This window comes from Natrinema sp. CGMCC1.2065, from assembly GCF_051225675.1.
GTDB lineage: Archaea > Halobacteriota > Halobacteria > Halobacteriales > Natrialbaceae > Natrinema > Natrinema thermotolerans.
The window spans coordinates 118499-144528 of record NZ_JBPJSJ010000003.1 but is presented as its reverse complement, the minus strand read 5'-3'; the positions used below and the strand labels follow the sequence as shown (position 1 = coordinate 144528).

Genomic DNA, 26030 nt, shown 5'->3' with positions numbered 1-26030 from the left:
GCCGATGACAGTCACGGGGGAGCCACAACACAGATATCCCCTCGTTCGTGACTGTCAGGAAATGCTATCGTCGCGAGCCCTGACCGCCTTCGTTCTCGTCATCGGCCTGCTCACCGCGGGGGTCGTGGCGGGAACGACGGTCGTCGACCTCGACGGCGACGGGCGGTCGGTCGTCGCAGAGGTCCGGGACGGGACCGCACCGCTCGAGGCCGACACCGACGGTGACGGCCTCGACGACGACGTGGAGAGCCGGTTGGGAACGGATCCGACTGCGGTCGATACCGACGGCGACGGGCTCGAGGACGGCACTGAGGTGAACGAGTACGGGACCGATCCGACGGCGACCGACACGGACGGCGACGGCCTCGACGACGACGCGGAACTCGACGAGTACGGCACCGACCCCACCGCGGCCGATACGGACGGCGACGGGCTGGACGACAGTGTCGAGGTCGGCGAGTACGAGACCGATCCCACGGTCGCGGATACGGACGACGACGGCCTCACGGACGGCCTCGAGGTCGAGGCTGGCACGGACCCCCACGACAGCGACACGGACGACGACCGGCTGAACGACGCCGCGGAACGCCGTGAGTACGGTACCGACCCGACCGATCCGGATACGGACGGCGACGGGCTCGAGGACGGCATGGAGCGGCACTTGCACGGGACCGATCCGACTGCGGCCGATACGGACAGCGACGGGTTGGACGACGGCGCCGAGGTCGACGAGTACGACACGGATCCGACGGCAGCCGACACGGACGGCGACGGCCTCGAGGACGGCACGGAGGTCCACCGAGGGGACCGTCTCCCCGACGCGGATCCGCTTCGGACGGACGTCTACGTCGAGATAGACACCATGGCGGGGACCGATCTCTCGACGGCGGAACGCGACCGGATCGTCGACCGGTTCGCGGACGCCCCGCTCGACAACCCGGACGGATCGACCGGCGTGGACCTCCATCTCGTCTTCGACGAGACGCTGCCCCGAGAGGACGTGACAGACGTCGACGACCTGACGCGGTATCGGTCCCAGTACTTCGACGGCTCGGGTGCGGGGTATCACTACCTGGTGATCGTCAACGACGTGGCGGGCGGGACGGCGACGACGAACGTCATTGGAAAAGCGACGCTGGGGACCATGATGGTTGAGGCCCAGCCCGAACGCCACGAGACCGGATCGACGGCGATGCACGAACTCGGTCACTCGCTCGGTCTCTCCAACGGGAACTTCGAAGGAATCGACTCCGATCAGTACGCCTTTACACAGTACCCGAGCGTGATGAACTACAACGCGCCGAGCGACTACTACGGCTTCTCCACCGGCGGCGGCGACCGGGACTTCGACGACTGGGGTTATCTGGGAGAGTCCCTGTTCACACCGGACACGACGTCCGTCGCAGTGGAGTAGTCGCTACAGCCGCGTTCGGTACCTCCCGAGAACCGGTGCTGTGAGCGTCCCGTTCCGGATCAGTCCTCGTTTTCGCCCGCCGTCGATTCCGCGGTCGAGACGTCCGCGGAAAATTCTATCTCGCCCGAGTCGTCGATGTGGACACGATGGCCGTGATAGGAGAACTCGACGGCGACCGGTGTCCGCGACCGGTCGTCGACCGACCGACATAGCGTGTCCAGTGCGTCAGTGTCGACGACCGCATGCAATGGCGGCTCGAGATCGATCGGATCGACACCTTCGCGCGCCGCCACCCCCTGTACAACCCGAATGCTGGTCGGAACCGTCGTGGGCATATGTCAGCGGCCAACGACGATGTAAATAAGCCCCTCGATCCTTTGCTGACACACGGCAGACTCACGTCAGACATACATCAGATTTGTGTCAGTAGTGACCCACTCGAGCGATTGTATCCGAACGCATCACCGGAGGTAGAAATCCCAAATACGTTTATACCCGTTCTCCTTACACGTATATAGCCCAGCGGAGCTGGTGTCACGGCCGCCCGGCACCAGTGGGCTGTCAGAGGCATTCCACCCACCGTCGAACGGCCGTCTCTTGGGCGTCACGACGGCCGTTCGGTCACGCTTCCGGGCGTCGCAGTTGTATTCTTTCGGTCGGCTCGGTCAGCGGTTCGAGAGGTCGTCGCCGCTCAGATCGTGATCTCCCGCTCGAGGACGATCGACTCCGAGCGCGACGTGTACGCGACACCGGTGAATTCGATCGTAGTATCCCCCGTGGGCCCCTCTTCGACGGTGAGCCGCTCGCCGCTTTCCGTGACGGTCCGTTCGATCGCCGAGTTCGTCGTCGTGCCGTCGGTGATGTCGTCACCGCCGGTTTCGGCCGTGATCTCAACGCGGTCGCTCGAGCCGATATCGAGGACGACTCCCGTCACCGAGCCGTCGTCGGTGCCGGGCGCGACCTCGGTTTCGACCGCGGCTCGGGCACCGCCGCCGAGCAGGTCGCCGAAGCCGAGGAAAGACGTCCCGATGGCGGCCGCCAAGACGATGACGACCGCAACCATGAGAACGGTCGAGACGACTGGGCTTACCCCCGGTCGTCCGCCCGTCGTGATGGACTGTCGCCGCTAGTCATTGACCCACCCCTGGATCGAGTCGTCGCATGGCCCGCGAGCCCACCCCGGCTCGCGTCGGGCTGCGACGGTGTCGGTAGCGCGGTACGGCGTCGGCCGCCGTCGGCACCCACCAACCGCTGTCGCCACCTGTTCCCCCCGGTCGATCGTCGCGTCCCCCATTTTCCACCCACCCCGCAGCCCCCGGACGGTCCTCCTGCTCGAATCCGTGTCGGCCTCGAGCAATCGTGGTCGAGCCCCCGCTCGAGCCGCGTCAGTTCGGTTCCGTCCGCGACGGCTGCGAGTGTATCCAGCCGGTGGAAGCCACATATAGGTACCAGATAGTGATAGGAATCCGGCCGAGCGATACGGTACGGGCGTTTTCATACGTAATAATCAGGGACCACTGGAGCGGCTACAGCACGGGCTTGAAACGATATAGCCGTTCGATCGGCTCGGAACGTGAGAGACCGACAGGTTCGTTCTAGCAGGGTATAAACGTCCCGCACGACAGTGGAATCAACCCGAACGATTGGCGTCGATGTCCACCCGCGGGGCCAGCCATGGGTGAAGGCCGACCCTCGAGCGGGGACGACCAATCCGACGACGAGTGGTCGGTCCCCGACTGCCCCCGCTGTGGCCGTTCCGTCTGGGTCGTGACCGTTTCCGGACCCGAGCGGGGCGTCGCCTCGCCCTGTGACTGCCCCGTCGCGCCCGATCTGCTCGCGGACGACCCCGGCCGCGAGCGGTAGGGGGTCGGCTAACGGCTCGAGGGGATTTATTCCGGTCGTTCGGTTCATGGGTCCCGTTGGTACCGCCGTCGTCCATCCGAGCGGTGTGCGGTCGTCGGTGGTTCGTCCCAACCGATAGGGAGACGTGACTCAGAATTAACAATTTTAAATCGGTTCCGGGCTCGAGTCGTGGAATCGCGACACGAGGGCGTCTTCAAGACGACGCTGTAGCCCGGATAGCACCCGCTGATTTTCAGTTCTGAAACCCGTATCAGTTCACGAGAAGCTCACGAACCTTTATCTATATATGGTAGCAGTTGCGTCCTGACTACAAGCACCAAACGGAACGGCAGGAAGGCGCGTCGGGTTGGTCGGAGACTCCCAATCCCCCTACGCGCACGAAGTGGTATCACACCACTCTGCATAGGCCTTCCGACCGTTCACTGCGGTGCTGTGGTACATATGGACCTGAAGCAATACAGATCGAAGCTGATCGGAAACGAAGACGAACGGGCAGTATCACCAGTTATCGGCGTGATTCTGATGGTCGCGATTACTGTGATCCTCGCGGCTGTGATCGCGGCGTTCGTACTCGACCTGGGTCAAGGTCAGAGCGCGAATCCGCAGGCAGGTGTTACGACTGAAAACGTTGACACTGACAGTGACGGTACTGACGACGATGTCCGTGTCACGATCAATAACATTCAGCGGGCTGATAAAATCGAGTACCAAGTTGGTGGTTCGGGATGGAGCGAAATTGGATCCTCTAAAGTTGGAGATAGTACTACAGTCGGTGCGTCGAGTGGTGACAATATAATCATCCGTGCTACCTACGAGGGTGAGAGTGCTGTCTTGACCGAAGAGACGGCAGAATTCTAAACAATGGATCTAAAGGACTATAGATCATCGTTGGTCGGAAACGAAGAAGAACGGGCGGTATCGCCAGTTATTGGTGTGATCCTGATGGTCGCGATCACCGTCATTCTTGCGGCTGTGATCGCAGCGTTCGTGCTTGACCTTGGCCAAGGCCAAAGTGCAAATGCTCAAGCAGGAGTAACGTGGGAAACAACGTCAATGGACGATACCAGTACCGCTGACAAAGCAGAAGGTGAAGTGAGAATCACGATCAACTCCATCCAGAGAGCTGACTCTTTCAGTATCTCAGCCGAGAACACTGACAGCGGTTCCACAGAGTCTTCCCCATCGACTTCAGGCACCTCCTCATTCAGTGCGACAGGAGATACAGCAACTGTCAGTAATCTTGAGGACGGCGACGTTGTCACAATTACTGCGGCTTACGATGGCGAGGACACCGTCATCGGGTCCTACACTCACGAAGCGTAACTCCAGTTCTATTTTTTATTCGGTAGTGCAGCCATTGGGATGTCTCCATCTGAGAGCCTAGTCTTGAAGCCCCAGTCATGCGTCGATCTATTCAACTAACTTGAACGACCCTCCCCATCGTCGATGTGACGGTGAGAATGTGAGGGTTGCCGCCGATCTCGCTCACCAACTCCGGCGCGACCTTGAGCGGGATGTGTTCTCGAGACAGACCCTCGGATTGATCGGCGTCGCGATCGTCGTCGCGGTGTTCGCGTTCGGACAGGGTGAGTGGTCGGTCGCGGTCCTGTCACTCCTACTTACTGGGTTCTTCACGTACGGCCCCGGTCGAGCGATCTTCTGCTACTTCGATAGCACGGGGGCGACGATCACCGTGGGACAGAGCAGGCGAAGATCTCGATCGATTCGGATTTTAGTTGATGCTAAGTGACAATATTACGTATTCGGATTATTCTTTTCTCCTCGTGATATCATCCAGAAGGTAAGAAGAAAGCATGCGCCTATGGCACTACCCACCTGCTCACCTGTAACATCGGGATACACGAACATAGACAGAAGAGCGCCAATGCCAACTAAGACTACGACCGGGAAGATTATCTTTTCCCCAGGTGTCAATCCGTACCAGAACGAGGTTTTCTTCTTTTCTCGTCTTGTACCCTGTGGCTTCGATCGCTGATCACATTGTGAGCAAATTATCGGGTCACCACCAAGCTCTTGATACCGAGATGGACGGAGACGAAGGCCGCGCCCACAGTTTTCACAGTCGGTATGAATTAAGCAATCGGGACAGAACGGATCAGAGCCGTACTTCTGAAAGTACTCCGTATTAACTTCGAAGGTACGCCCACACTGGTTGCACTCGACCTTCGCAACGCTCATGTGACCTCTTGTTGCTATTGCGATGGTATAAATCTACGTCGTCGTCTACTCGGCATCAAAAGCGATCTCGGACTCGACTTCGAATGTCATCGCTCGCGTCGATAACGTCTTAGCAATCTCCCGACGCTGCTTGAGCGTGAGGTCATCGCGCTCGAGGACCTGGCGGGCGGCTTGGACGAACTCCGGTACGTCGTCGTCACCACAGCGATGGGCTCGGTCCTCGTCGCCCAAGACGCGACGAAACCGGTCCGTGACGTGGGCCCCGCAGTGCTGGCACGTCGAGTGGTCGACTGACGGCCACGGTGCGACCGTCACGCCGACCACCTCCTGACGATCTGTCGCCCATGAGGTAATATACCAAAACCTAGAATTGGATTTTCGGCCGTCTCAGGGGCACGAGCCGCTAAGAGTTGAACACTTGGAAAATTTCGAGTGGGACCGCCGAGAATTGAACTCGGGTCCTACGGACCCCATCCGCAGAGGATACCACTACCCCACGGTCCCGCACGTGAACCGATGGCCGTCTGCCGCTTAAGGGTGTCGTTTCGGAGGCGGTGCGTCACTCGGTTTCGTCCCCCTAGACGAGTACTCGCTCGAGGTCGACGACGACACCGTCGTCGGCGTCCGGGCTCGCGACCAGTTCGCCCAGACAGACCGCTGCGTCGTCGGGCGTGTAACAGGCGACCAGCGACCCCTGCTCGATCCCGTCGTCGGCCTCGATGACGCCAGGGCCGTAGACCGGCGCGCCCTGTGCGATTTCACGGGCGGCCGACTCCGCGACCACGACACTGGGGATCCCCTCGAGGATGCGTTCGGCGGGGTCGACGACGTCGAACAGCGGCTCTGGGTCGTCGTCCTCGACCCAGAAGGCCAGCGCGTCGAGGAAGTCGTGGGCCGAGTGCAGCGTCCGATCGTCGAACGGATCGGTGGCGGTCCGACGCAGGTGGCCCATGTGCCCGCCGGTGCCAAGCGCCAGCCCCAGATCGTGACACAGCTTGCGGACGTAGGTGCCGCTCTCACAGCGGATCCGCAACAGGAGCCGACAGTCCTCGGCCTCGAGGACCTCGAGGTCGTAGATCTCGCGCACGCGCAGGCGACGCGCAACGGCGCTTTTCCGCGGCGGCTTCTGATAGATCGGCCCCTCGAACTCGGCGACGACTGATTCCGCGTCGGCCGGCACCGGCGCGTGGCACTCGAGGACGGCAGTGTACTCCTTTGCCCCCTCGAGAAACACCTGTGCGAGGCGGGTCGCATCGCCGAGCATGACCGGAAGGCAGCCGGTCACTTTGGGATCGAGCGTCCCGGCGTGGGCGGCGCGATCGATCGTCGCCGCTGCCCCGCGATCGGCGAGCGTCTCCGCGACCGCGTCGCGAAGCCACCCGCTGACCTGATGCGAGGACGGACCGGGCGGCTTATCGAGATTGACAACGCCAAAGGTGAGTAACTCGGCGGGTGATCGCTCCGCCGGTGGGCCACGGAGGCTCATTCGAAGCCGTTCTCGAGTTCGACGCGTGCTTTCCCCTCGTCGCCGTTGGCCGCGTAGCGTTCGACGGCGGTGACGAGCATATCGAGGACCGCCTCGGGCTCCCAGCGGGCCGTGTTCACCGATAGATCGTAGATCGTCAGGTCCCGGATATCGATGCCGTAGTACTCCTGATAGCGCTGGGCCTCGCTGGCCTCGCGGGCCTTCGTCTCCTCGGTTGCCCGGGCCGGGTCCTTCTCCTCGCGCTCGGCGATACGTTCGCCGCGGACTCGTGCCGGTGCGTCGAGCCAGAACCGGAAGTCGGCCTGGTCGCCGGCCAGCCAGCCGGCGAGTCGCGACTCGAGGACCAGATCGTCCTCCTCGACGGCGATCTCTCGCAGTCGCCGGTCGAGGTCGCGATCGATCTCGTCGTTTTCCTCGGCGAGTTTGTTGAACTCGAGTGGGGTATACCCCCGCTCGTCGGCGAGTTCGCGGAAGATGTCGCCGCCGCTGACGTGGTCGAGATCGAAGGCGTCGGCGAGCAACTCCGCGGTCGTACTCTTCCCGCTACCCGGCGGGCCGGAGACGGTGAGTAACATACCTTATCTGGGGAGGGTGGCACTAATGAGACTTTTCGTCTCCGCTGTCGGCGGAATTCCGACGACGGTGGGCGTTCGATCCGAAGCGCGGTGCGGCCGGGCTACGACGGGGACATGTTGATGTCCAGTGCTTTCCGGATAAGCTGATTGCAGGCCATCGAACACAGGAAGTACCAGAAGAGCCACACTGGGATGAATCCCTGCAAGCGGTCGCCCCACGAGACCTCGCCGGCGAGCGGGATAACGACTATCTCGCTGCTGATCCCGCCGTACATCTTCCAGTACATCCACAGGAACATCGGGATCGTAAAGAGCATGATCCAGACCATCGGCCGGAACTGCTCTTTGAACATGCCGAGGTTGTCGGCCATGGCTTCCATCTGCTCTTCGCGTGCGCGTTCGATCTCGTTCTCGAGGCGTTCGATCTCGGCCTCGCTCGCGCCGCGTTCCTCGGCCTCCTTTTTCTCCTGTCGGAGGTCCTTCTGCTCTTCCTGAACGGCTTTCATCCGTTCCTGATATTTCGCCATGATCTCGGGGTTCATCAGGTTCGCCTGGAGCAGCGGGGAGTAGAGGCCGGTGATCAGTGCAACCGAGAGGATCACGGCGTAAAACGGCAACGCCGCGTCGAGGGGTCCGAGCGCGAGGTCGAGCGTACTCCCGACGACGTTGCGGATCGAGTCGAACCAGTAGCCGGGCATCAACAGCAATGCGCCGACGCCGGCGAGTTTGTCCCACTGTGACCAGCTCGATTGCTCCTCGTCGATCTCGATGTCGGCGGCCGCGCCCCCGCCGTCGCCATCGCCGTCGAGCGCCCGGTCGAAGGCCTCGCGGTCGGCGATTTCGAACCCGTCGTCGCCGTCGACTAGAACGCCTTTTTCGATCAATCGCCCCCACTGTCCGCTCGTCAGGTCGTCGCTGACGTCGGCCCATTGAACCTCGCCACCGTTCCTGTCGGCTTCCTCGCGGATGGCCTCGAGGGCCGCCGCCATCGAGGAATCCTCGCGGACGAGGGCGTCGATCTTTTCGGCTGTACGCGTCATCTGCTTGGGCTAGGGCACGTCGGCTATACAAGTGTTTTTCTTCGGTACTCCCGCGAGGACGGATTGGCAATCGGCCGATCGGTGAGCCATACCGACGACGGGACACTCTCAACGTCTCGGCAACTCCATTCGTCGAGTTCGGACCGAGATAAACAGTTTGATCGGTCGAACGTTTTATCATAAGGTTTCCCAAACGGGTAGAGTGTATAAATGGGCTTCCGAAGAGCTGACGGACCGGCCGCTCCGTCACAGCGGGGACAGAGCGCGATACTCGCGCTTGTATTGCTGATCGGAATGGTCGCAACGATCAGCATCGGCATTCTGCTCGTCGCCGGGGACGTTATGACCAGCACGGAACAGCAGGCCGAAAGCGAACGCGTCGAACAGGCGTTTGTCGAGTTGAGCAAACAGATGGCGACGGTATCGAAAGACAGCGATGCACCGCGAGCGATGACTTTCGATGCCGGTGAACGGGGGGCAATAACACGGACCTCAACCGGAAACATCACGATCAAAGCTCGAAACGTTAACGAAACGCTCCGTATGGGATCGATCGAATACGAGGCCGATGACGGGAGTATCCTCGCCTATCAAGCCGGTGGTGTCTGGCGTGAAACCGGCAACGAGACCCGGATAGTCTCGCAGCCCCCCATCACCTACAGTGCCGAGGAACAAACCCTCTCGTTGCCCGTGACCACCGTCAGTGGTGAACACGAACTCAGTTCGGGCGAAGTCGACATTCGTCACAACGACACCGACCCGGTCCGGAACGCGACCGTCGTCGAGAACGATACTGTCACGCTCGAGATCACGAGCAAGTACTATCGCGGCTGGGAGTTGTACTTCGAGGAGGAAGTCGGCGACGCATCTGTCCGGAACGTCACGCAGCTCGAGGGGGACAAGGGATACGTGAAGGTCGAACTCGGCCTGCGCGAACTCGAGGGGGCGTTCGACGACGGTGCAACCGTCTCAGGTGAGGTAAGCGAAAAGAACGAGAAACATGGTTATTTCGACGGTAGCGATACTAAGGAAGGGAAATCAATGCCGCCGCTCGATGGGACAATATATAAACTCGTTGAGGATACGAATACCACTGAAAACGACGAAGGAACGATCGATGGTGGCACATTCACCAACGGGACGTACTTCGCTGACGAAGTCAATCTTGATGACGACGTCACGTTCGATCTTTCAAAAGGAAATGCGACGCTCGTCGTCGATGGGGATGTCAACATAGGTGGGAACTCATTCAAGGTTACGAACGCGACCGAAGACGACCACGTATTGCAGATCTATATGACCGGAGATTTGACCGTTGGTGGGGAAATGTGTGTTGACGAATGTGTAGCTGGAGATGAGGAGAAAATAGACGCAAAACACCTGCAGCTGTATGGGACCTCCGAATCGGTCGTCATGATTGGAACCAGCAAGAACGATTACTTCGAAGGACTTCTCTACGTCGCCGGTGACGAAGAATACTTCGAGGGAGGGAATTACCACAGCCCGAATGGCTGTGAAGATAAGCAGATATGTATACAAAACGGTAACGTTGACGGATCGATCGTAGCTGCGTCCATTGGTACACAGTCTGCTACACCCAAGGACGATTTCACATACGACGGGGACCTCCAAGGATATGAACCTGATCTCTATCCCGCCGGATATGTCAAGCCACAGGATATTACCTATCTCAACGTTGCGGTCCACACGCTTGACGTGAAAAACAAGTAATCGACCCGTTAGGTTACGCAGCGTCTTCGATCGTTGCCTTGACTTCGTCCCAGACCGCATCGGGGGCCTGCTCGCCGTCGATCCGCTCTAAGTCGCCCTGCTCGTCGTAATACTCGATGACCGGCTCCGTGTTCTCGTGGAAGACCGACAGCCGCTCGCGGACCGTCTCCTCTGTGTCGTCGTCGCGCTGCTCGAGGCGAGCCTCGACCTCGGGGTCTTCCGGCGGGTTGTACTCGACGTGGTAGATGTCGCCCGTCTCGGGGTCGAGTCGCCGGCCGGTCAGCCGGTGGACGAGTTCCTCCTCGCCGACCTCGAGATAGAGGACGACGTCGAGGTCGGTCATGTCCTCGAGTTCCTCGGCCTGCTCTATGTTCCGCGGGTAGCCGTCGAGGACGAAGCCGTCGGCCTGGCTGAGTGCTTCGTCGACGATCGCGTTGACGACGTCGTCGGGGACGAGTTCGCCCTGGTCCATGTATTCGCCGGGCGTGTCGTACTCGGTGTCCATGTCGGAGATGTCCATCTCCTTGTTCGATCGCAGCGCGTCGCCGGTCGTGATGTGATCGACGCCGAACTCCTCGGTGATCTTTGCACTCTGGGTGCCCTTCCCTGCCCCGGGCGCACCGAGGATCAGGATTCGTGGCTGTGCCATACGACACCGTTTACGGGCGTCACATAAAGTCTTAAAGAATCGGGCACGTCCGTCGGTGTATGACCCGCTTCGACGCCGCCGAACCCGCCGAGCGCCGGAAACTGTACGTCGACGCCATCACCGCTCATCGTGAGCGAAACAGCGCGTTTTGTACCTTCGAGGTCGACGAGAGCGAACTCGAGGCCGACGCTGGATCGGGAGCGGAAGACACCACGACCGACGAGGCGACCACCGATCCGGGCGTCCCCTGGATTCAGTTCGGTGACGGGACGATCAACCTCGACTGTACCGACGCGGAACTCGAGTCGGTAAAGTCCCGCCTCGAGGCGTTCCCCGCGTTCAAGATCGACGATCTCCACCGTCCCGAGGAGGCCGAGGGAGTCAATGTTCGGATCAGCGCGAAAGCGGATCCGAACCGGATCGCACAGTTTCTCGACGATGTCTTCCTCGAGGTGTACGAGCTGCCGTCGACGGTTCGGGTCTGGGTGGTCGAAATATAAGCGCGGGCGAGAACTGAAGCTGCCGCATCCTGGTTTGATCGGCTCCGTTTCGCGTCCCCTCCGGCACTGGAAGCGAACAAGTTCGCCAAAAGCCACATGTCGAAGAGTAACATGTGCCCAGCAAGACACGATGGCGGTCTATCGGCGATAGAAAGAAGGGTATCGGGCCCAACCCCACAGTGATGAATCGAGACAGTTGGTGGTCGTGTCGTCGCCCGAAACGGGGGTCGGACGTTGCGACCGCCAGACCGTATCAGTCGGGCGGTTTCCAAATAGATAAGTGCCCTCAGCAATCATCCTCCGACATATAACCGGCATTCAAAAGAGATGAACACACTCTACAGCGCACTCATCGCACCGATGCAGCGGACCCGCGTCGACGTGTTCGAGAATATCTTCCTGGTATTCCTCGGACTCGGGACGCTCGTCGGCATCGTCGTGGTCGCGTACACTTTGTACAACGCGTACAAGTACCGCGACACCGGCGAGCCTGCGGGCGACGACGAAGATCTGCCATCGGTCGGGGAGTTACCGACGGGCGGAAAGGGCGGCAAGAAACTGTTTCTCTCGTTCGGCATCAGCGCCGTCATCGTCATTTCGCTGGTGATCTGGACGTACGGGATGCTCCTGTACGTCGAAGGGCCTGACGAGGTGCAGGAAACCACCGAGGTCGAAGTTACCGGAGAAGGCTTCGCCTGGTTCTACGAGTACGAGAACGGGATCGAGGCAAGTGGCACGTTGCGAGTGCCCGCGGGAGACCGTGTCTGGTTGCAGGTAACGTCGGGTGATGTCTGGCACAACTTCGGCATACCCGATCAACGGGTGAAAGCCGACGCGATCCCCGGCGAATACGACAAGACGTGGTTCCAGGCCGATGAACCCGGCAAATCCGAGATCGAGTGTTTCGAACTCTGTGGCGAGTACCACACCTCGATGGTCGGGACGCTCAATGTGATGTCCGAAGACGAGTACGACCAGTGGATGGACAACCAGCTGACGATGCAGTTCACCATGGTCGATGGAAACGAATCCCGAGTCACCGAGGGCTACGAGCTGACCCTCGAGCATCAGGAGAACGACTCCATCGAGGACCGCAGCTTCACGGCCGAGGAGTTCGACAACGGCACGATCAAGATCACCGACATCGAACAGGCCGGCCAATACAACGTGACGATCGAGTCGACCAACGGGCAGTTCGAGACGGTTGAAGACCAGTTCGACATGACTGGTCCGGTCGACGAGAGCTACACGCTCGAGATGAACGAGAGTGAAAGCAATGCAAGCGAAGCGAACGACGGAGGTGAGAACTGATGGGTGACCTTCCGCCGAAACGGTCGATCAAGCGGTGGCTGGTCACGACCAACCACAAAGACGTCGGTATCCTCTATCTGACGACGGCGATGTTCTTCCTGCTGTTCGGTGGCCTCCTTGCGCTGCTGTTTCGCGCACACCTGTGGAAGACCGGCGGCACCGGACTGCTGACGAACGACCAGTACTACCAGGCCGTTTCCGGACACGGACTCATCATGGTCTTCTGGTTCCTCTCGCCGATCGCAAGCGGCTTCGCTAACTACTTCGTGCCGCTCCAAATCGGTGCGAAGGACCTCGCGTTCCCCCGACTGAATGCGCTGAGCTACTGGTTTTACCTGTTCTCTGGCATTCTGATGGGGATTTCGTTCTTCCAGGGTGGCTCGTTCTCCGGCGGCTGGACGATGTATGCTCCACTGAACGTGCCGACCTATACCCCGGCGATGGAGGCGATGACCGGCGGTAACGCAATGGTCCTTGGCTTGGTCTTGTTCTGTATCTCCATCACGATAGGGACGGTGAACTTCCTGACTACGATGCACCGCTCCCGTGCGGAAGGACTCGGTCTATGGAACATGCCGATGTTCTCGTGGTCGTGGCTTCTGACCGCTTGGATGATGCTGTTTGCGTTCGCAGCGCTGCTGGCAGCCGTGCTACTGCTTTCGGTCGATCGGCTGTTCCTCACGCAGTACTTCGCGACTGATCAGGGCTCGAGCCTGCTGTGGGCGCATATCTTCTGGTTCTTCGGCCATCCGGAGGTGTATATCGTCTTCTTCCCGGCTCTGGGGATCATGTTCGAGACGTTCCAGACGTTTACCGGACGACGACTCGTCGGCCGGAAGTGGGTCATCATCGCGATGGTCCTCGTAGCCGTGCAGTCGTTCCTCGTCTGGATGCACCACATGTTCCTGTCGACGATCAACCTCCCGATCAAGACCCTGTTCATGGCGACGACGATCGGGATCTCGTTACCCTTCGACCTGATGGTCTTCGCGCTGATCTACACGATGGTCAAGGGGCGGGTCCGCTTTACGACGCCGTTCCTGTTCTCGCTTGGCGCGCTCGTGTTGTTCATCCTTGGTGGTATCACGGGCGTGTTCCTCGGCGCCGTCGTGCTGGACTACGAGTTCCGTGGCACCTACTGGGTCGTCGCTCACTTCCACTACGTGATGGTCTCGGGCGTCACGGCACTGATGGGCGGCATCTACTACTGGTGGCCCAAGATCTCCGGGAAGATGTACTCCGAACGGCTCGGAAAGCTCAACTTCGCCGTCTATTTCATCGGGTTCAATCTGCTGTACTTCCCGATGTTCATGGCCTGGGAGACGCCGCGTCGCGTCTTCCACTACGGCGAGGGCGCACAGCTCTACCACCAGCTGGCGACCGTCGGGGCGTTCGTGTTCGGGGCTTCGTTCCTGATCATGTTCTACACGCTCGGGAAGAGCCTGATCTCCGGCCCCGACGCGCCCGATAACCCGTGGACCTACTCCCGGACCGCAGAGTGGGCGATCCCATCACCACCACCGCTCGAGAACTGGACCGACCGCCCCAGCTACGCCAGCGGCCGCCTCGAGTTCGTCGACGACACTGCGACCGCGACCGACGGCGGCGTCGCACAGGAAGCGACCAGTGCAGCGACGAGCCACGAGGAGGAACACGCCGACCACGCCAGTATCTGGCCGCTCGGTATCGGTGTCGCGACGTTTACGTTCTTCCTCGGACTCAGCGGTATCACGCCGTACGTCTTCTCGTTCGTCGAGTCGCATATCCACAGCGAGGTCGGTAACTTCGTGACGCTCGATTCGGCACCCGCACAGAACATCATCTATCCGGCCCTCATGGTTCTCGGAGTGGTGATGCTCGGGGTCTCGCTGTTCCAGTTCGGCCGCGAACAGTTCGACGCACCCGAGATGGCGGTCGCCGAACGGTGGCCCTTTGGCGGCGTCAGCAACCAGAAGATGGGCGTCTGGGTCTTCCTGGCCTCGGACGTCGTCGTCTTCGGTGCCGCCATCGGAGCGTATCTCTTCATGCGCATCCACATGGGCTGGGATGCATGGCATCTCGATGCCATCACCGAGGCCGGCCTGTTCAACACCTACGTCCTGCTGACCTCGAGTTTCACGGTCATCCTCGCACACGTGATGGCCGAGCGCGAGAACAAGAAGGGACTGCTCGGCGCGCTGAGCGCGACGGTCCTGCTTGCCCTCGTGTTCATGGGCGTCAAGGCCTTCGAGTACAGCAGCAAGTTCGCTGACGGTCACTACTGGTTCAGCGGGATCGAGTACTCGTTGTACTTCGTGACGACCGGGCTCCACGCCCTGCACGTCATCCTCGGGGTTCTGGTCGCGCTGTTCATGATCTACCGTGTCCTCTCGGTCGATGCCTACCTGGAGGACCACGCGCCCGTCGAGTCCTTCGGACTCTACTGGCACTTCGTCGACATCGTCTGGGTCTTCCTGTTCCCGCTGTTCTACCTGATGTAAGGCCCGCGCCGACGCGGGCTTTCGCCGTGCGGTCGTGATTTTGCGTTCGAACGCTTACGGGCAATCGTGCAGTCTCGATGCTTCCTGTCGCCGGTACCGATTGGCAAGTAGCTCCCGCCACCACTAGCACCACGTACCTCGGGCCCGTACTGCGAGTATGGGCGAGGCCATTCCGGTAACCGTGATCACCGACGAGAGCGAACGCGTCATCGAAGTAGCGTCCGGCACGATCCTTCGGGATGCGCTGCTCGAACACGGGTTCCCCGTTTACGGAACGGTATCACGGGTTGCCAACTGCGGAGGACGGGGTCTGTGTTCGACCTGCACTGTCGAGGTCGACCCCGCACCGGAACCGACCCACTGGCACGACGCTGCGGCGGTCCGGTTCGGCTATCCGCGGCTCTCCTGTTGTCTCACGGTCGAGGAGCCGCTGACGGTCCGCTGTCTCGACAAGCACGTGTGGGGGCAGCTCCTCCCGCGTCGGCCTTCGTCGGAGTCCTGACTGCGTGTCGTCGACCGACAGCCGCCGCGATTACCGGTCGCCCGGTCGATACCGAACCAGAACGACGAGGCCGAGACAGACCGCGAGCAACGCGACGCTCGCGATGACGGCCACAGTCGAGAACGAGTCGCCACCGAGTTCGGTATTGCTCGAGCGTCGGTGGTCGGGCGGCTCGTTCCGCGAACGGGTGCGATCGTGTCCGCGGCAGCGCTGGCGTCGACGATGCCCGCGCCGTAGCGAGTTACGATCGTCTCGCTGTCGGCGTCAGCGGGCACTCGAGCGGTCCGGGTGAGCGCGGCTTCGATCTCCGTCGGCGTCGCGTCGGGTGCGATCGATAGCAACAGGGCGGCCGTCCCGGAGACGTGTGGCGTTGCCATGGACGTTCCCGGAAGCGACTCGTACCCGCCGCCAGGGGTGGCGCTCGTGACGGCGACACCGGGTGCGACGACGTCGGGGACGGTGTACGACGACGGGGCCGTCCAGTCAACCGAGGATCCGACCCACTCCTCGCGGGCGATGTGTTCACCGCCCGAGAACGGCGGGACGGTCCCGGTCGAATCGACCGCGCCGACGGTGAGCGTTTCGTAGACGTTGCCCGGGCTCCCCGAGGTGTCTGGCCCCTCGTTTCCGACCGCGCCGACGACCACGACGCCGCTCGCCCGCGCGTTTCGGACCGGATCGATCAGCTGAGCGTATCGGCCGGTCGCCCCGAAACTCATGCTGAGAACGTCGGCGTCTCGCTCGACGGCCCACTCCATCCCGGCGACGATCTGGGCGAAGGTCCCGCTCGTCTCGTTCAGGACGAGTCCGTGAAGCAACTCGGCGTCGGGGGCCACGCCGATGGCGGTCCCGCTCGCGGCCCCGCCGGCGACCGTGCCGCTGACGTGGGTGCCGTGATCGCCGGTGTCGTGTGGCGTCGACCGGATCCGGTTGCCGGTCGCGTCGAACTCCGCCCAGCCGCCGGGATAGGTCGGATCCGACGGGTCCTCGGTCGCGAGGTCGATGTCGGGGTGGTCCGGGTCGACGCCGGTGTCCAGCACTGCGACGCGGACGCCCTCGCCGCGGGCACCGTACTCGTCCCAGACAGCGGGTGCGTTCACCTGCGCGAGCCCGTTCGTCGTTCGCGACGCGCCCGCGGTCGCTGCCGTCGTCGCGGTCGGCCCTGATGCCGTCGCGTTCGCGCGTGCCGGGGGTTCGGGGACCGAGACCACGATGTTCTCGTGAACCGCCTCGACCGCGTCGAACCGGTCGAAGGTCTCGTACGCTACCCGTTCGGTGTCGACCTCGAGGACCACGGCGTTGGTCAGCCAGAAGCGCTCTTCGACGGCCAACCCCCGTCTGTCGTCGGCGTACTCGAGCAGGGGATCCTGGGTTGCCTCGGCGTGGGCCTCGAGCCGTCGTTCGGCCTCGGCGTCGCTTACACCGTCGGGAACAGTCGGCTCGGTGAGCCTGACGACGACCTCGACGGAGGGGCCGTCAGTCGGCAACTCGTCGTCGATGACGATCGAGTCGTCCGCAGCGGCCGTTCCGGGGTCGGCGGATCCGGCCACCCCGAGGGCAAACGGGGTGCTGAGGGAGACGAGTAGAAGGAAGACGATGACGAGGGTTCCGAGGGCGTCCGGGCGAGGGAAGCCAGCGACCATGTGACCGGTACTGTGTAATCAGCGGGGAAAGAGATTCTGGAGACCGAACTGGTCGGCAAACGGCACGATCTACCCGGCCCAGACGAGCGCGTAGATGAACGTAAACAGGAAGTAGACCAGAAACACCGAAATAGCGGTCTTGAAATGGAAGGTAAACAGGTCGTACTCCTCGTCGTCGCGTTCCTCGTCGAAGGCCTCCTGCTCCGCGTCCGTACACTCCTCGGCGTGTTCGACCCCGACGTGGAAGGTGGCATAGCGGTCGGACTGAAACGGCCGCCCGCAGTACGGACAGGTCGCTTCCGGGCCGTCCGTCGGCACCTCGTACTCCGGCTCGAGCGCGCGTTCGGTCGCCATTCGGTCGGTCGTTACGGCGGCGCGAAGAAGTGATTGCCGGTTCGGAACCCCGCACCGACCGACGGATCATCACAACGGCTCGTCGATCGGACGGGCCGTCAACTCGGGACGTAGGGCGGGCTCATCGAGCCCTGCGAGACGAGATACAGGCTCGCCATCGTGAAAAAGACCATCACGACGATCAGCGGGTACTGGCTCCTGATCGACTGCAGCTTTCCGGGAAACAGGTCGAAGGAGACGGTGTGGCTGACCCACACTGCGAGGACGTGACCCAGCAGGATGCCGGCGATCTCGACGTAGCCGAACCAGCCCGGCAGGGCATAGCGCGTCGGGTTCGGCGGCGGGTTCAGCGGCATCGCTACGGCGTCGACCAGCGACGGCCACAGCGAGAGCCCGAAGCCGACGTAGTGTGCGAGGTGGTAGCCGGCCGCGATGGCAAGCAGCGGGGCGGCGAGTCTGAGCCCGAGATACTCCCGTGAGAGATACGTCTCGGCCCGCTCACGGGTCCGGTCGATGGCGATCCAGTAGACCTTCCAGAAGGCCACGAACCCGCCCGCCAACAGCGCCAGATAGACCAGTCCCGGCGGCAGGCCGATCCCGACCAGCGCCTCGATCGTTCGGACGCCGACCGGCGTGACGATGAAGCCGCTGTAGGTCAGTTCCCAGACCAGCGCCAACACGAAGGCCACGAGCGATCGGTCGGTCACGAGGTCGGCCTCGCTCAAGCGCGCGCCCGGAAACCGCAACTCGAGTCCGTCGTCGGTCCGCTGGATCGGGGCGACGGCCCCGTAACACCGGAACCACAGCGACAGCGGATCCCCGCGACGGAACCACGTCTCCGGGGAGAACACGACCGCGCCCGAGAGGGTAAACAGCGAGTACATGACGATGACGAACGTCAACACCACGGGCGACGACGTCAGCGGCGCGACCACCTCGAGCCAAACGAACGCCAGCAGGGCGATCACGGCGGGCCAGGAACGGTAGGCCTCCGGGTAGGGCTCACCCGCGCTCGGCAGGACCTCGGCGATTCGTCGCCAAGGGTTCAGCGCGGGCCAGGGGTTCCCGACCGTGTACGTGACGATCGTCAACAGCGCGCGGCCGCCGGCGAAAGTCACGAGGACCGTCGCGCTGACCAGCCCGATGTTCGGTCCGAGGACGCCGACGACGAGAATGCCGGCCAGTCCGAGGAGTCCGACGACGCCAAGCAGCAGGCCACCGGCCGACTCCAGCCGCTTTGCAGGTGACTCGAGGGTGCGATCGTGATACGCCCCGATGACCTCCCGGTCGGTGACGAGCATGGTCAGAAGCGCCGAGGCACCGACCGCGCCGCCGCCGGTCGCGAGGTAGAGCCACGTCGGCACGGAGACGTCGCTGCCGCCGGTGAGACCGGCGGCGACGTTGCTGGCGGCGGCGACACCGGCACCCACAGCCAGCGCGACGAACGCGACCGCGAGGCCGATACCGAACCGGCGGACGAAAGCCGACCGTCCACTCATTGGCGGCGATTCGGGCTGGTCGTGCATCTACGTGTCGTTTCCAGTTCCCGGGTACCGCCCACGGCGAGCGGTGGCTACGTCGCGGGGGCACGTTCCGTTGGGGTCATATGAGGAAGGTATAAGTATCCGTCGCCCACATTCACCACCAATGGCGAGCATTCGGACGTACAGCCTGATTTACGTGGCACTGCTACTGCTGGCTACGGGGAAGTTCGTTTTCTTCCACTTCCCGGATATTTTCACCTACGAGATGGCAATAATCGGGACGATGATTCTGGCGGCCATCAAGGTCTCGTTGATCGCCGGCTACTTCCAGCACCTGAAAGACGAACCCCGCTCGATCACCTACATGATGCTCACCGCGGCGTTCATGGTCGTCCTGCTGACCCTCGCTGCTGGGTACTCGATTCAGTAACCGCGCCGTCTCGTCGCAACGATCGGGCACGTCCTTTCTCCCGCCGATCGGGTGGGTTTCGTATCGTCTTTAGCGTCGCTCGAGTGACCTCTCGACCGTCACAGCCACGTTCAAACTCGACATCACCGATTGGTTCTGGAGCCCCACGAATCCGGACAGCACCGTTTTCCACGGGGAGATGAACTGGGTGACACAGGTCCAATCATGACCGACTGAGCGCCGGATAACCGTTCTCAACGTTCGGTACGGACGGCAAACGAGCGCGGTTTCACGTTGCCGAGTTGTATTACTGGGGCCGTCCTCGAGGCCGAATTCGATCGTCCCGGACCCATTATCCGTCACTCGGCTCGAATCCCGTGGCAGCCTGACGACGGAATCCTCCACCCACTCGGGAATCGACTCCAACTGCGTCGCGGAGACAGTCGAGTCGGTCATCGGTTTATACTGACGCTTGCTGATTCCCTGAGAAAGCCGTCTCGACGGCGCTTCGGCGATGCACCGCTCGCGGTGGATCGTCTCGACGAGAGAGAGCTACCACATGCAGAATCGACCCGGCTCGACCCTCTCGTTCGGTCCGGATCGGGTACGAGAAGCAGCGAGCCTCGAGAAGAGCGTCGCTATCGGGCGGTGAAAACGAGGAAAGGCAGGTCGTCGGGAGACGGCGAACGGTTTACTCGTTGCCGAACATCTGGCGCATCATCGGGTGCATCTCCATGAGCTGTTCCTCGGCGATCTCCTCGTACAGCTTGTACGTGATCGAGACCGCGAGCAGCAGCCCCGTCCCGGAGACGGAACCGATGGTACCGAGCATGTTCGCCCAGACGGCCAGCAGGCCGACCAGTGCGCCGCCGATGACGGTCACTTGCGGAATGTACCGCTCCATGACCTTCTCGATGACGCCGACGTTCTGTCGGAAGCCGGGGATCTGCATCCCGGAGTTCTGGATCTGCTTCGCCGTCGATTCGGGCCCCATGTCGGTCGTTTCGACCCAGAAGATGGCGAAGATCGCACCGCCGACGACCATGAACGTGACGTCGATACCGATGCGGATCAGCACTTGCCACCACTCCTGGGAGACGTTCGCCGTGAACCACATCCAGTCCTGCGGCGAGTAGATCGGCGACACGTAGTAGAAGAACCCGCCGTCGGGCTGGCCCTGCGAGTAGGTGCCGAGCCAGGCGGGCATGCCGCTCCACTGCCGGTTGAGGATCTGGCCCATGAACTGGACGTTCGCCTGCACAGCGCGAACGAGGATCATCGGCAGGACGCTCGCGTAGATGAGCTTCACGGGGAAGCGACCGCGAGCGCCTTTGACGCGAGCGTGACTCAGCGGAATCTCGACGCGGACCGACTCCGCGTAGACGACGATTCCGAAGATCAGCAGCGTCGTCAGTAGTGCGATGAGCTGTCCCTCGCCGATCAGCAGCGTCTGGAGTCCGCTCGCCGAAACGAGCGATCCGACGTCGACCTGACCGGTCAGGATGCGATACCAGTCGAAGAGGAACCCGCCCTGTGCGGGCTGGACGAGCCCGGTGACCAGTCGCTGGCTCACGCCGGCGATGATGAACAGGCCGATCCCGCTCCCGACGCCCCACTTGCTGACGACCTCGTCCATGTAGAGGATGAGGATCCCGCCGACGAGGATCTGGGCGAACATCAGGAGCTGAACCTGTGTTCCCTCGAGAGCGAGGCCGCCGAGCTGCAGCGTTTGCTGGGCTGGCAGGAAGCCGCCGGCGAACACCATCGGAAGCCCGGTCAGGATCACCATCATGACCACCAGCAGCTTCTGGAGCCCCTGATAGAGGACCTGGTCCCGCGGATCGTCGGTGTCGAGTCCGAGCAAGTTCGCCCCGCCGAGCAACTGTAAGACGATGCTCGCGGTGACGATCGGGCCGATACCGACCTGCAGCACCGACCCCTGTGAGCCCGCGAGGATCGCGCGGAACTCGCCGAAGAGGTCGTTTGCCCCGCCGGACTGCAGACCGAGCAGCGTGACGTTCGTCAGGAAGAAGTACAACATGAGGATGCCGGCCGTCCACATCAGCTTCCGCTTGAAGGGGACGTGCCCCTCCGGACGGCGCACTGCTGGCATCCGCGTTAGGACCGGTTCAGCGGCTTCCTTCCATCCCATATGTTATTCCTCGTCCTGTTCGTCGTCGGCGTCGTCCTCCTGTGCGCGCTCCGTGAGGACGGCCTCGCCGCCAGCGGCCTCGAGCTTCTCTTCCGCCGCGTCGGAGAAGGCATCAGCCGTGACGGTCAGTTCGTTGCGAACCTGTCCTGAACCGAGGACTTTCACTTTGTCGACCTCGTGGCCGTCCTCGACGATATCGCGAGCGTCGAGAGCGTAGCCACCGTCGGTCTCCTCGGCGAGGTCCTCCGCGACATAGAGGATCGCGTCCTCGTCTAGCTTCTGGACGTCGATCTCCGCGACCGTTTCGCGGATGTCGTGGGGACGCTTGAAGCCGTGTTTGCCCTTCGGTTCGTAGTTGTGGAACTCGTGTTTGCTGCGCCCGGCACGGCCGCGACCACCGCGGTGGCCCGCACCGCGTCGGTTCTTGTGGGAACCGCCGCTGTGGGTCCGCGATCCGCGCTGGCGTCGTTTTTTGCTCGTCATGGTTATCGCATCGATTCTAGCAGGTCGTTAATCTGCCCCGTTGTATGCTTTCCGAGTTGGCCGCCCTCGATGGTCGGCTTCTTGATACCCTCGTGACCCCCCCGCGGTGGGTGGAGTCGAAGCGTCGGTGACAGCCCTTCGTCACGAAGGGTCGTCTCCTCCGCCAGGAGCGCGTCGGCCAGTTCACCGAAGTCGTCGTACTCGGTGTTGTCGGCCAGCCACGCTTCGTCGACATCTGCCTGGTCGCCCTCGAGGGGTTCGGCTCGCTTTGCGAGCAGCGTCTCGAGGACGTCGGCGTCGGGTTCGCCGTGGGCGACGTAGTCGTTGACCTTCGCGATCATCCCCTCGTAGGCGTCGGTCTCGGGGACGAGCGCGCAGTGGTTGACGCTGTGGATGTTGAGCATCTCCAGCGTGTCCTGGACGTCGTCCTGTCGGTTCACTTCGCCGCGAACCTGAACGATCGCCTTCATCACTCGCTCACCTCGGCTTCCTCACGGTTGGGTCGGCGGCGCGGGTGCCGCGACTGGGAGGCGTTTTCGAGTGCGTTGTAGGTCGCTTTCGCGAGGTTGACCGTCGTTCGCGTGTTGCCGTGGCTCTTCGTCCAGGCGTTCTCGATGCCGGCCAGCTCGAGGACGTGACGGACGGTGTCGCTGGCGGCCAGCCCCAGCCCTTCGGGGGCGGGGATGAGCTCGACTTCGACGGAGCCGGCCTTGCCGGTCGTCCGTCGGGTCAGCGAGTGTGGCCGGTCCGAGCGGTCCTCCCAGGAACCCGAACCGCGGGGGACCTGGATCATGTTCAGCTTCGCGATACCGATGGCCTTCTGGATGGCGGAACCGACCTGGTCGTCGCGGCCTTCCGCGTAGCCGATGAAGCCGTCGCGGTTGCCGACGGCGACGACACAGCGGAACTTCACGCGTCGCCCGGAGTCGGTCATCCGCTGGACCATGTTGATGTCCAGTACTTCGTCTTCCAGCCCGGGGAGGAGCTGATCGACGAGTTCGGGCTCCTTCAGCGGGAGGCCCGAGTTGAGGGCGTCCTCCATCGTCTCGATGTCGCCCTCCTGAACCATTCGGCCGAGACGGGTAACCGGTTCCCATCCGCCGTCGTTGTAGTTGTTTCCACTCATTCTAGGATCTCCTCTCGTACCTCGTCGAAGTGTTCGGGGAGGTCAGTCGCGTCGAACTCGCCGCTGTAGAGCGGCTCGTCTAGCTGCTCGGCGTACTCGGCGATGTGTTCGCCGCGAGTGCGCGACCAGTCCGCCAGTACGCTGTCGTTGTGCGGGATCTCGAGGCCGGCGTCGATCGCCCCCTCCTGGACCGCAAACACCTTGTTGCCCGGCGTCGCGGTGTTGAGGCCGATGTCCAGCACTGCCTCCTCGATCCCGGCCTCGACGGCTCGCTGGCCGGCCAGCAGGCCGGTCAGATACGCCGCCGAAATGTTGCTCGTGGGTGCGTCCCAACCGTACTCCTCTAGATCGCTCGAATGTGCGCTTGCGAGCGTCTCGTCTCCCTGAGGTCCGGGAGTGATCAGCTGCGCCGTAGTATGCTTGTTGCTCTTGCGAGCGACGAGGCGGGGCTTGCCCGATTTCAGCAGGCGCAACCTTTGGTGGTAGTCCGTCCGGACCTCACGGCGACGCCGCATCGGTACTTTGTATCGTGGTCCTGTCGCCATTATTGGTCACCGTAGTTGTCGTCGATGTAGTTCAACAGGTACCGGACGCTACGGAACTCCCCACCGCCAGCCTTCTTGTAGAGCTCGCGGTACTGCGTGGGCGAGAGTTCGCCCTTGTCGCGGAGTTCACGCAGCTTCCGACGCTGTGCGCGAATCTTGTCCTGCCACTCGTCTTTCTCGTTCTGGCGTGCGCCTTTCTTGCCGCGGCGCTTGCCCTGGCCTTTCTGGTGGCCGTAGGCGCGTTTCGCGTTGCGCTCGCGGGCGCGACCGCGGGAGTTGCCCGAGGGGTCGTCGGCCTGAATGCGTCCCTCGTCGACGAGTTCGCGGATCTCGTCGCGGGTGATCGCTTCGGCGATGTCGCCCTGGGCGTCGGGGTCGAGCCAGACGCGGTTTTCGCCGACGTCGAGGACGTCGGCTGCCAGTCGCTTCTGTGCGGAGAGATCAGTCATCTGCTTCCACCTCGACTTCCTCGTAGGTCGGGTTCAGGACGCGGACGCCCTGCTCCTCTGCTTGCTCCTCGATGCGTTCGCGCTTGCGCGCGCCGACCGAGGAGGCGATCCGGACCGCTTCGCGGGAGCCGTCGACGCCCTCGAGGTCGTCCGTGTTCTCGACGTAGACTTCCTCGAAGCCGCTCGGGTGCTTCCCGCGGACTTCCGTCGGCGTGCGGTAGCCGGCCTGGACTTTCGGGCCCTTGCCCTTGACGCCGCGGCGCTGCTTGGACAGCGTCCCGCGGGGTCGACGCCAGGATTCCGGCGTCCGCTTTTTCTTGTGGTAGTCCTGCCGGTTGAACTGCGGCTTGCCCTCGCTTTTCCGTCGGTTGAGGAGTCGCTCCTCCTCCTCGGAGAGATCGGGCGTCTTCTCGGTCAGCCCGCGGGGCTGCAGTTCGGTTTCGACGTCTTCGTCCGGCTCTTCCTCTTCGGCGCCTTCGTCTTCGATCTCGGCCTCGGTCTCCTCGGTGACCTCGAGGTCACCGACGTCGGCCTTGATACGGGCCGCAAGCGCGTTGCCGACGCCGTCGGCCTCGGCGAGGTCGTCCTGATCGGCTTCCTTGACGTCCTGAATGGACTCGAAGCCGGCGTCGCGTAGTGCGTCTGCCTTGCTCGCGCCGACGCCGCTGATGTCCTCGAGTTCCTGGGGTTCGTCGTCTGCCATCTATCAGGCACCTCCCTTGGCGGGTTTGTTGGTGATGTAGACCCCGTCCTGGAAGATACGGGTGTCCTTGCCGCTGACCTTCGTCAGCTGCTCGATGTCGGCCGCCGTCTGTCCAACGTCTTCCTTGCTGGGGCCGGACAGGACGAGCTGCTCGTCGTCGACGGTAACCTCCGTCTCACCGTGGATAGTCGTTCGTCGCGGTGCCTTTTCGCCGAGGAAGTTCTCGATGACGACCTCCTCGCCCTCCACGCGGACCTGCATCGGGAAGTGAGAGTAGAAGACCTCCATCTCGTACTCCCAGCCCTCGGTCACGCCGTGGAAGGCGTTGGTGATGTGGCTCTCGAAGGTGCCGACGGTCGAGTTCGTCTTCGCGTCCTCGACGCCGCTTTCGATGACCACCTGGTCGTCGTCTGTCTCGACGGTCACGTCGGGGTACCAGAGGCGCCGCGAAACGGCACCTTCCGGACCTTCGACGGTCACGTCGAACCGATCGACCTCGACGGTTACGTTTTCGGGGATTTCCAGTTCAACTCGCATGGTTAGTAGACGTATGCGATCACCTGGCCCCCAATACCCTGCTCGCGTGCCTCGTAGTGGCTCATGATGCCACTGCTCGTCGTGACGACGAGCGCACCGAAGTCTCGAGCCGGGAGATAGCGCTTCTCCCACTTCTCGAAGTCTTCAGCGCCAACGGCGTAGCGGGGCTTGATAGGGCCGCACTCGTTGATCGCTCCTTTCAGTTCGACCTCGAACTGACCGGCTTTGCCGTCGTCGACGTACTCGAAGCCGTCGATGTACCCGCGGTCGTAGAAGACCTCGAGTACGCTGCCGATCTCGTTCGAGGCGGGCGTTACCTCGTGGGTGAGATGACCCACACTCTCGGCGTTGTCGAGTCCCGAGAGCGCGTTGCTGAGTGGATCGTTTCCGGTCAT

28 protein-coding genes, 1 tRNA gene and 1 pseudogene are annotated in these 26030 nt (G+C 62.4%); 10 read left to right on the top strand and 20 right to left on the bottom strand.

Annotated elements, in window-relative coordinates:
• The first annotated feature begins 61 nt into the window (after nt 1-61).
• On the top strand, nt 62-1414 hold the full coding sequence (locus ACSBP4_RS05745; RefSeq protein WP_435551613.1) for a hypothetical protein: 1353 nt from the start codon (nt 62-64) through the stop codon (nt 1412-1414).
• Between the two features lie 59 nt (nt 1415-1473).
• On the opposite strand, the gene ACSBP4_RS05740 is transcribed toward ACSBP4_RS05745, so the two are convergent.
• Together ACSBP4_RS05740 and ACSBP4_RS05735 are read right to left on the bottom strand one after the other, a co-directional pair.
• Complete coding sequence (locus ACSBP4_RS05740) at nt 1474-1749, bottom strand: HalOD1 output domain-containing protein (RefSeq protein ID WP_373631931.1); 276 nt, start codon at nt 1747-1749, stop codon at nt 1474-1476.
• A gap of 356 nt (nt 1750-2105) precedes the next feature.
• Entirely contained in the window at nt 2106-2528 is a 423-nt protein-coding gene (locus tag ACSBP4_RS05735; protein WP_435551651.1) for an archaellin/type IV pilin N-terminal domain-containing protein, read from the bottom strand.
• Between the two features lie 560 nt (nt 2529-3088).
• On the opposite strand from ACSBP4_RS05735, the gene ACSBP4_RS05730 reads away from it, so the two are divergent.
• The 3 genes from ACSBP4_RS05730 to ACSBP4_RS05720 all read left to right on the top strand — a co-directional run bounded on the left by ACSBP4_RS05730 (nt 3089) and on the right by ACSBP4_RS05720 (nt 4600).
• Nucleotides 3089-3277 carry a hypothetical protein gene (locus ACSBP4_RS05730; RefSeq protein ID WP_006649727.1) on the top strand — a complete coding sequence of 63 codons (189 nt, stop codon included), beginning with the start codon at nt 3089-3091 and terminating at the stop codon, nt 3275-3277.
• A 441-nt stretch (nt 3278-3718) separates the two neighbouring features.
• Entirely contained in the window at nt 3719-4135 is a 417-nt protein-coding gene (locus ACSBP4_RS05725; protein WP_006649728.1) for a type IV pilin, read from the top strand.
• 3 nt (nt 4136-4138) lie between these two features.
• Nucleotides 4139-4600: a type IV pilin gene (locus ACSBP4_RS05720; RefSeq protein WP_435551612.1), complete on the top strand. Its 462-nt coding sequence runs from the start codon at nt 4139-4141 to the stop codon at nt 4598-4600.
• Between the two features lie 921 nt (nt 4601-5521).
• Here ACSBP4_RS05720 and ACSBP4_RS05715 read toward each other — a convergent pair.
• From ACSBP4_RS05715 to ACSBP4_RS05695, 5 genes are all read right to left on the bottom strand, one after another.
• On the bottom strand, nt 5522-5800 hold the full coding sequence (locus tag ACSBP4_RS05715) for a DUF7563 family protein (RefSeq protein WP_435551611.1): 279 nt from the start codon (nt 5798-5800) through the stop codon (nt 5522-5524).
• A gap of 109 nt (nt 5801-5909) precedes the next feature.
• Nucleotides 5910-5980 (bottom strand) — tRNA-Pro (locus tag ACSBP4_RS05710).
• A 73-nt stretch (nt 5981-6053) separates the two neighbouring features.
• Complete coding sequence (locus tag ACSBP4_RS05705) at nt 6054-6962, bottom strand: RNA-guided pseudouridylation complex pseudouridine synthase subunit Cbf5 (protein ID WP_435551610.1); 909 nt, start codon at nt 6960-6962, stop codon at nt 6054-6056.
• Nucleotides 6959-7537: a (d)CMP kinase gene (gene cmk / locus ACSBP4_RS05700; protein ID WP_006179983.1), complete on the bottom strand. Its 579-nt coding sequence runs from the start codon at nt 7535-7537 to the stop codon at nt 6959-6961. The genes ACSBP4_RS05705 and cmk overlap by 4 nt, the downstream gene beginning before the upstream one ends.
• A 101-nt stretch (nt 7538-7638) precedes the next feature.
• Complete coding sequence (locus ACSBP4_RS05695) at nt 7639-8577, bottom strand: DUF106 domain-containing protein (RefSeq protein ID WP_435551609.1); 939 nt, start codon at nt 8575-8577, stop codon at nt 7639-7641.
• 210 nt (nt 8578-8787) lie between these two features.
• Between ACSBP4_RS05695 and ACSBP4_RS05690 the strand changes: the two genes are divergently transcribed.
• The gene (locus ACSBP4_RS05690; RefSeq protein WP_435551608.1) at nt 8788-10308 is read left to right on the top strand and encodes a DUF7289 family protein; all 1521 of its coding nucleotides are present in this window, start codon (nt 8788-8790) and stop codon (nt 10306-10308) included.
• A gap of 13 nt (nt 10309-10321) precedes the next feature.
• On the opposite strand, the gene ACSBP4_RS05685 is transcribed toward ACSBP4_RS05690, so the two are convergent.
• Nucleotides 10322-10957 (bottom strand): adenylate kinase, encoded by a 636-nt coding sequence (locus ACSBP4_RS05685; protein ID WP_049966087.1) that lies wholly within the window; start codon nt 10955-10957, stop codon nt 10322-10324.
• Nucleotides 10958-11016: 59 nt separating this feature from the next.
• Between ACSBP4_RS05685 and ACSBP4_RS05680 the strand changes: the two genes are divergently transcribed.
• The 4 genes from ACSBP4_RS05680 (at nt 11017) to ACSBP4_RS05665 (ending at nt 15750) form a co-directional block, all read left to right on the top strand.
• The gene (locus ACSBP4_RS05680; protein ID WP_435551607.1) at nt 11017-11457 is read left to right on the top strand and encodes a hypothetical protein; all 441 of its coding nucleotides are present in this window, start codon (nt 11017-11019) and stop codon (nt 11455-11457) included.
• A 327-nt stretch (nt 11458-11784) separates the two neighbouring features.
• Nucleotides 11785-12768: a cytochrome c oxidase subunit II gene (gene coxB, locus ACSBP4_RS05675; RefSeq protein WP_435551606.1), complete on the top strand. Its 984-nt coding sequence runs from the start codon at nt 11785-11787 to the stop codon at nt 12766-12768.
• Entirely contained in the window at nt 12768-15248 is a 2481-nt protein-coding gene (locus ACSBP4_RS05670; protein WP_006651036.1) for a cbb3-type cytochrome c oxidase subunit I, read from the top strand. The genes coxB and ACSBP4_RS05670 overlap by 1 nt, the downstream gene beginning before the upstream one ends.
• A 157-nt stretch (nt 15249-15405) precedes the next feature.
• Nucleotides 15406-15750, top strand: a complete 345-nt coding sequence (locus ACSBP4_RS05665; RefSeq protein ID WP_373631921.1) for a 2Fe-2S iron-sulfur cluster-binding protein — start codon at nt 15406-15408, stop codon at nt 15748-15750.
• A 30-nt stretch (nt 15751-15780) separates the two neighbouring features.
• On the opposite strand, the pseudogene ACSBP4_RS05660 reads toward ACSBP4_RS05665, so the two are convergent.
• The 3 genes and pseudogenes from ACSBP4_RS05660 to ACSBP4_RS05650 all read right to left on the bottom strand — a co-directional run bounded on the left by ACSBP4_RS05660 (nt 15781) and on the right by ACSBP4_RS05650 (nt 19246).
• A pseudogene (locus tag ACSBP4_RS05660) lies at nt 15781-17393 on the bottom strand (S8 family serine peptidase).
• Nucleotides 17394-17462: 69 nt separating this feature from the next.
• Nucleotides 17463-17747: a DUF7410 domain-containing protein gene (locus tag ACSBP4_RS05655; protein ID WP_435551605.1), complete on the bottom strand. Its 285-nt coding sequence runs from the start codon at nt 17745-17747 to the stop codon at nt 17463-17465.
• 98 nt (nt 17748-17845) lie between these two features.
• Nucleotides 17846-19246 (bottom strand): hypothetical protein, encoded by a 1401-nt coding sequence (locus tag ACSBP4_RS05650; protein ID WP_049906016.1) that lies wholly within the window; start codon nt 19244-19246, stop codon nt 17846-17848.
• A 148-nt stretch (nt 19247-19394) separates the two neighbouring features.
• Between ACSBP4_RS05650 and ACSBP4_RS05645 the strand changes: the two genes are divergently transcribed.
• Nucleotides 19395-19661: a cytochrome C oxidase subunit IV family protein gene (locus ACSBP4_RS05645; RefSeq protein WP_006179994.1), complete on the top strand. Its 267-nt coding sequence runs from the start codon at nt 19395-19397 to the stop codon at nt 19659-19661.
• Between the two features lie 670 nt (nt 19662-20331).
• Here ACSBP4_RS05645 and secY read toward each other — a convergent pair.
• From secY to ACSBP4_RS05600, 9 genes are read right to left on the bottom strand one after another with little or no spacing between them, the layout of a single operon-like run.
• Nucleotides 20332-21792 (bottom strand): preprotein translocase subunit SecY, encoded by a 1461-nt coding sequence (gene secY, locus ACSBP4_RS05640; protein WP_015298766.1) that lies wholly within the window; start codon nt 21790-21792, stop codon nt 20332-20334.
• 3 nt (nt 21793-21795) lie between these two features.
• Entirely contained in the window at nt 21796-22275 is a 480-nt protein-coding gene (locus ACSBP4_RS05635; protein WP_435551604.1) for an uL15m family ribosomal protein, read from the bottom strand.
• Nucleotides 22276-22277: 2 nt separating this feature from the next.
• Entirely contained in the window at nt 22278-22745 is a 468-nt protein-coding gene (locus ACSBP4_RS05630; protein WP_006179997.1) for a 50S ribosomal protein L30, read from the bottom strand.
• Nucleotides 22745-23401 carry a 30S ribosomal protein S5 gene (locus ACSBP4_RS05625; RefSeq protein WP_006179999.1) on the bottom strand — a complete coding sequence of 219 codons (657 nt, stop codon included), beginning with the start codon at nt 23399-23401 and terminating at the stop codon, nt 22745-22747. The genes ACSBP4_RS05630 and ACSBP4_RS05625 overlap by 1 nt, the downstream gene beginning before the upstream one ends.
• Nucleotides 23398-23946 carry a 50S ribosomal protein L18 gene (locus ACSBP4_RS05620; protein WP_006180000.1) on the bottom strand — a complete coding sequence of 183 codons (549 nt, stop codon included), beginning with the start codon at nt 23944-23946 and terminating at the stop codon, nt 23398-23400. The genes ACSBP4_RS05625 and ACSBP4_RS05620 overlap by 4 nt, the downstream gene beginning before the upstream one ends.
• On the bottom strand, nt 23946-24395 hold the full coding sequence (locus ACSBP4_RS05615) for a 50S ribosomal protein L19e (RefSeq protein ID WP_006651029.1): 450 nt from the start codon (nt 24393-24395) through the stop codon (nt 23946-23948). Before ACSBP4_RS05615 ends, ACSBP4_RS05620 begins: the two co-directional genes overlap by 1 nt.
• Nucleotides 24388-25098, bottom strand: a complete 711-nt coding sequence (locus ACSBP4_RS05610) for a 50S ribosomal protein L32e (RefSeq protein WP_006651028.1) — start codon at nt 25096-25098, stop codon at nt 24388-24390. Before ACSBP4_RS05610 ends, ACSBP4_RS05615 begins: the two co-directional genes overlap by 8 nt.
• A 3-nt stretch (nt 25099-25101) precedes the next feature.
• A complete protein-coding gene (locus ACSBP4_RS05605; RefSeq protein ID WP_006651027.1) occupies nt 25102-25635 on the bottom strand; it encodes a 50S ribosomal protein L6 in 534 nt (177 codons plus the stop codon).
• A gap of 2 nt (nt 25636-25637) precedes the next feature.
• Nucleotides 25638-26030, bottom strand: a complete 393-nt coding sequence (locus ACSBP4_RS05600; RefSeq protein WP_006180007.1) for a 30S ribosomal protein S8 — start codon at nt 26028-26030, stop codon at nt 25638-25640.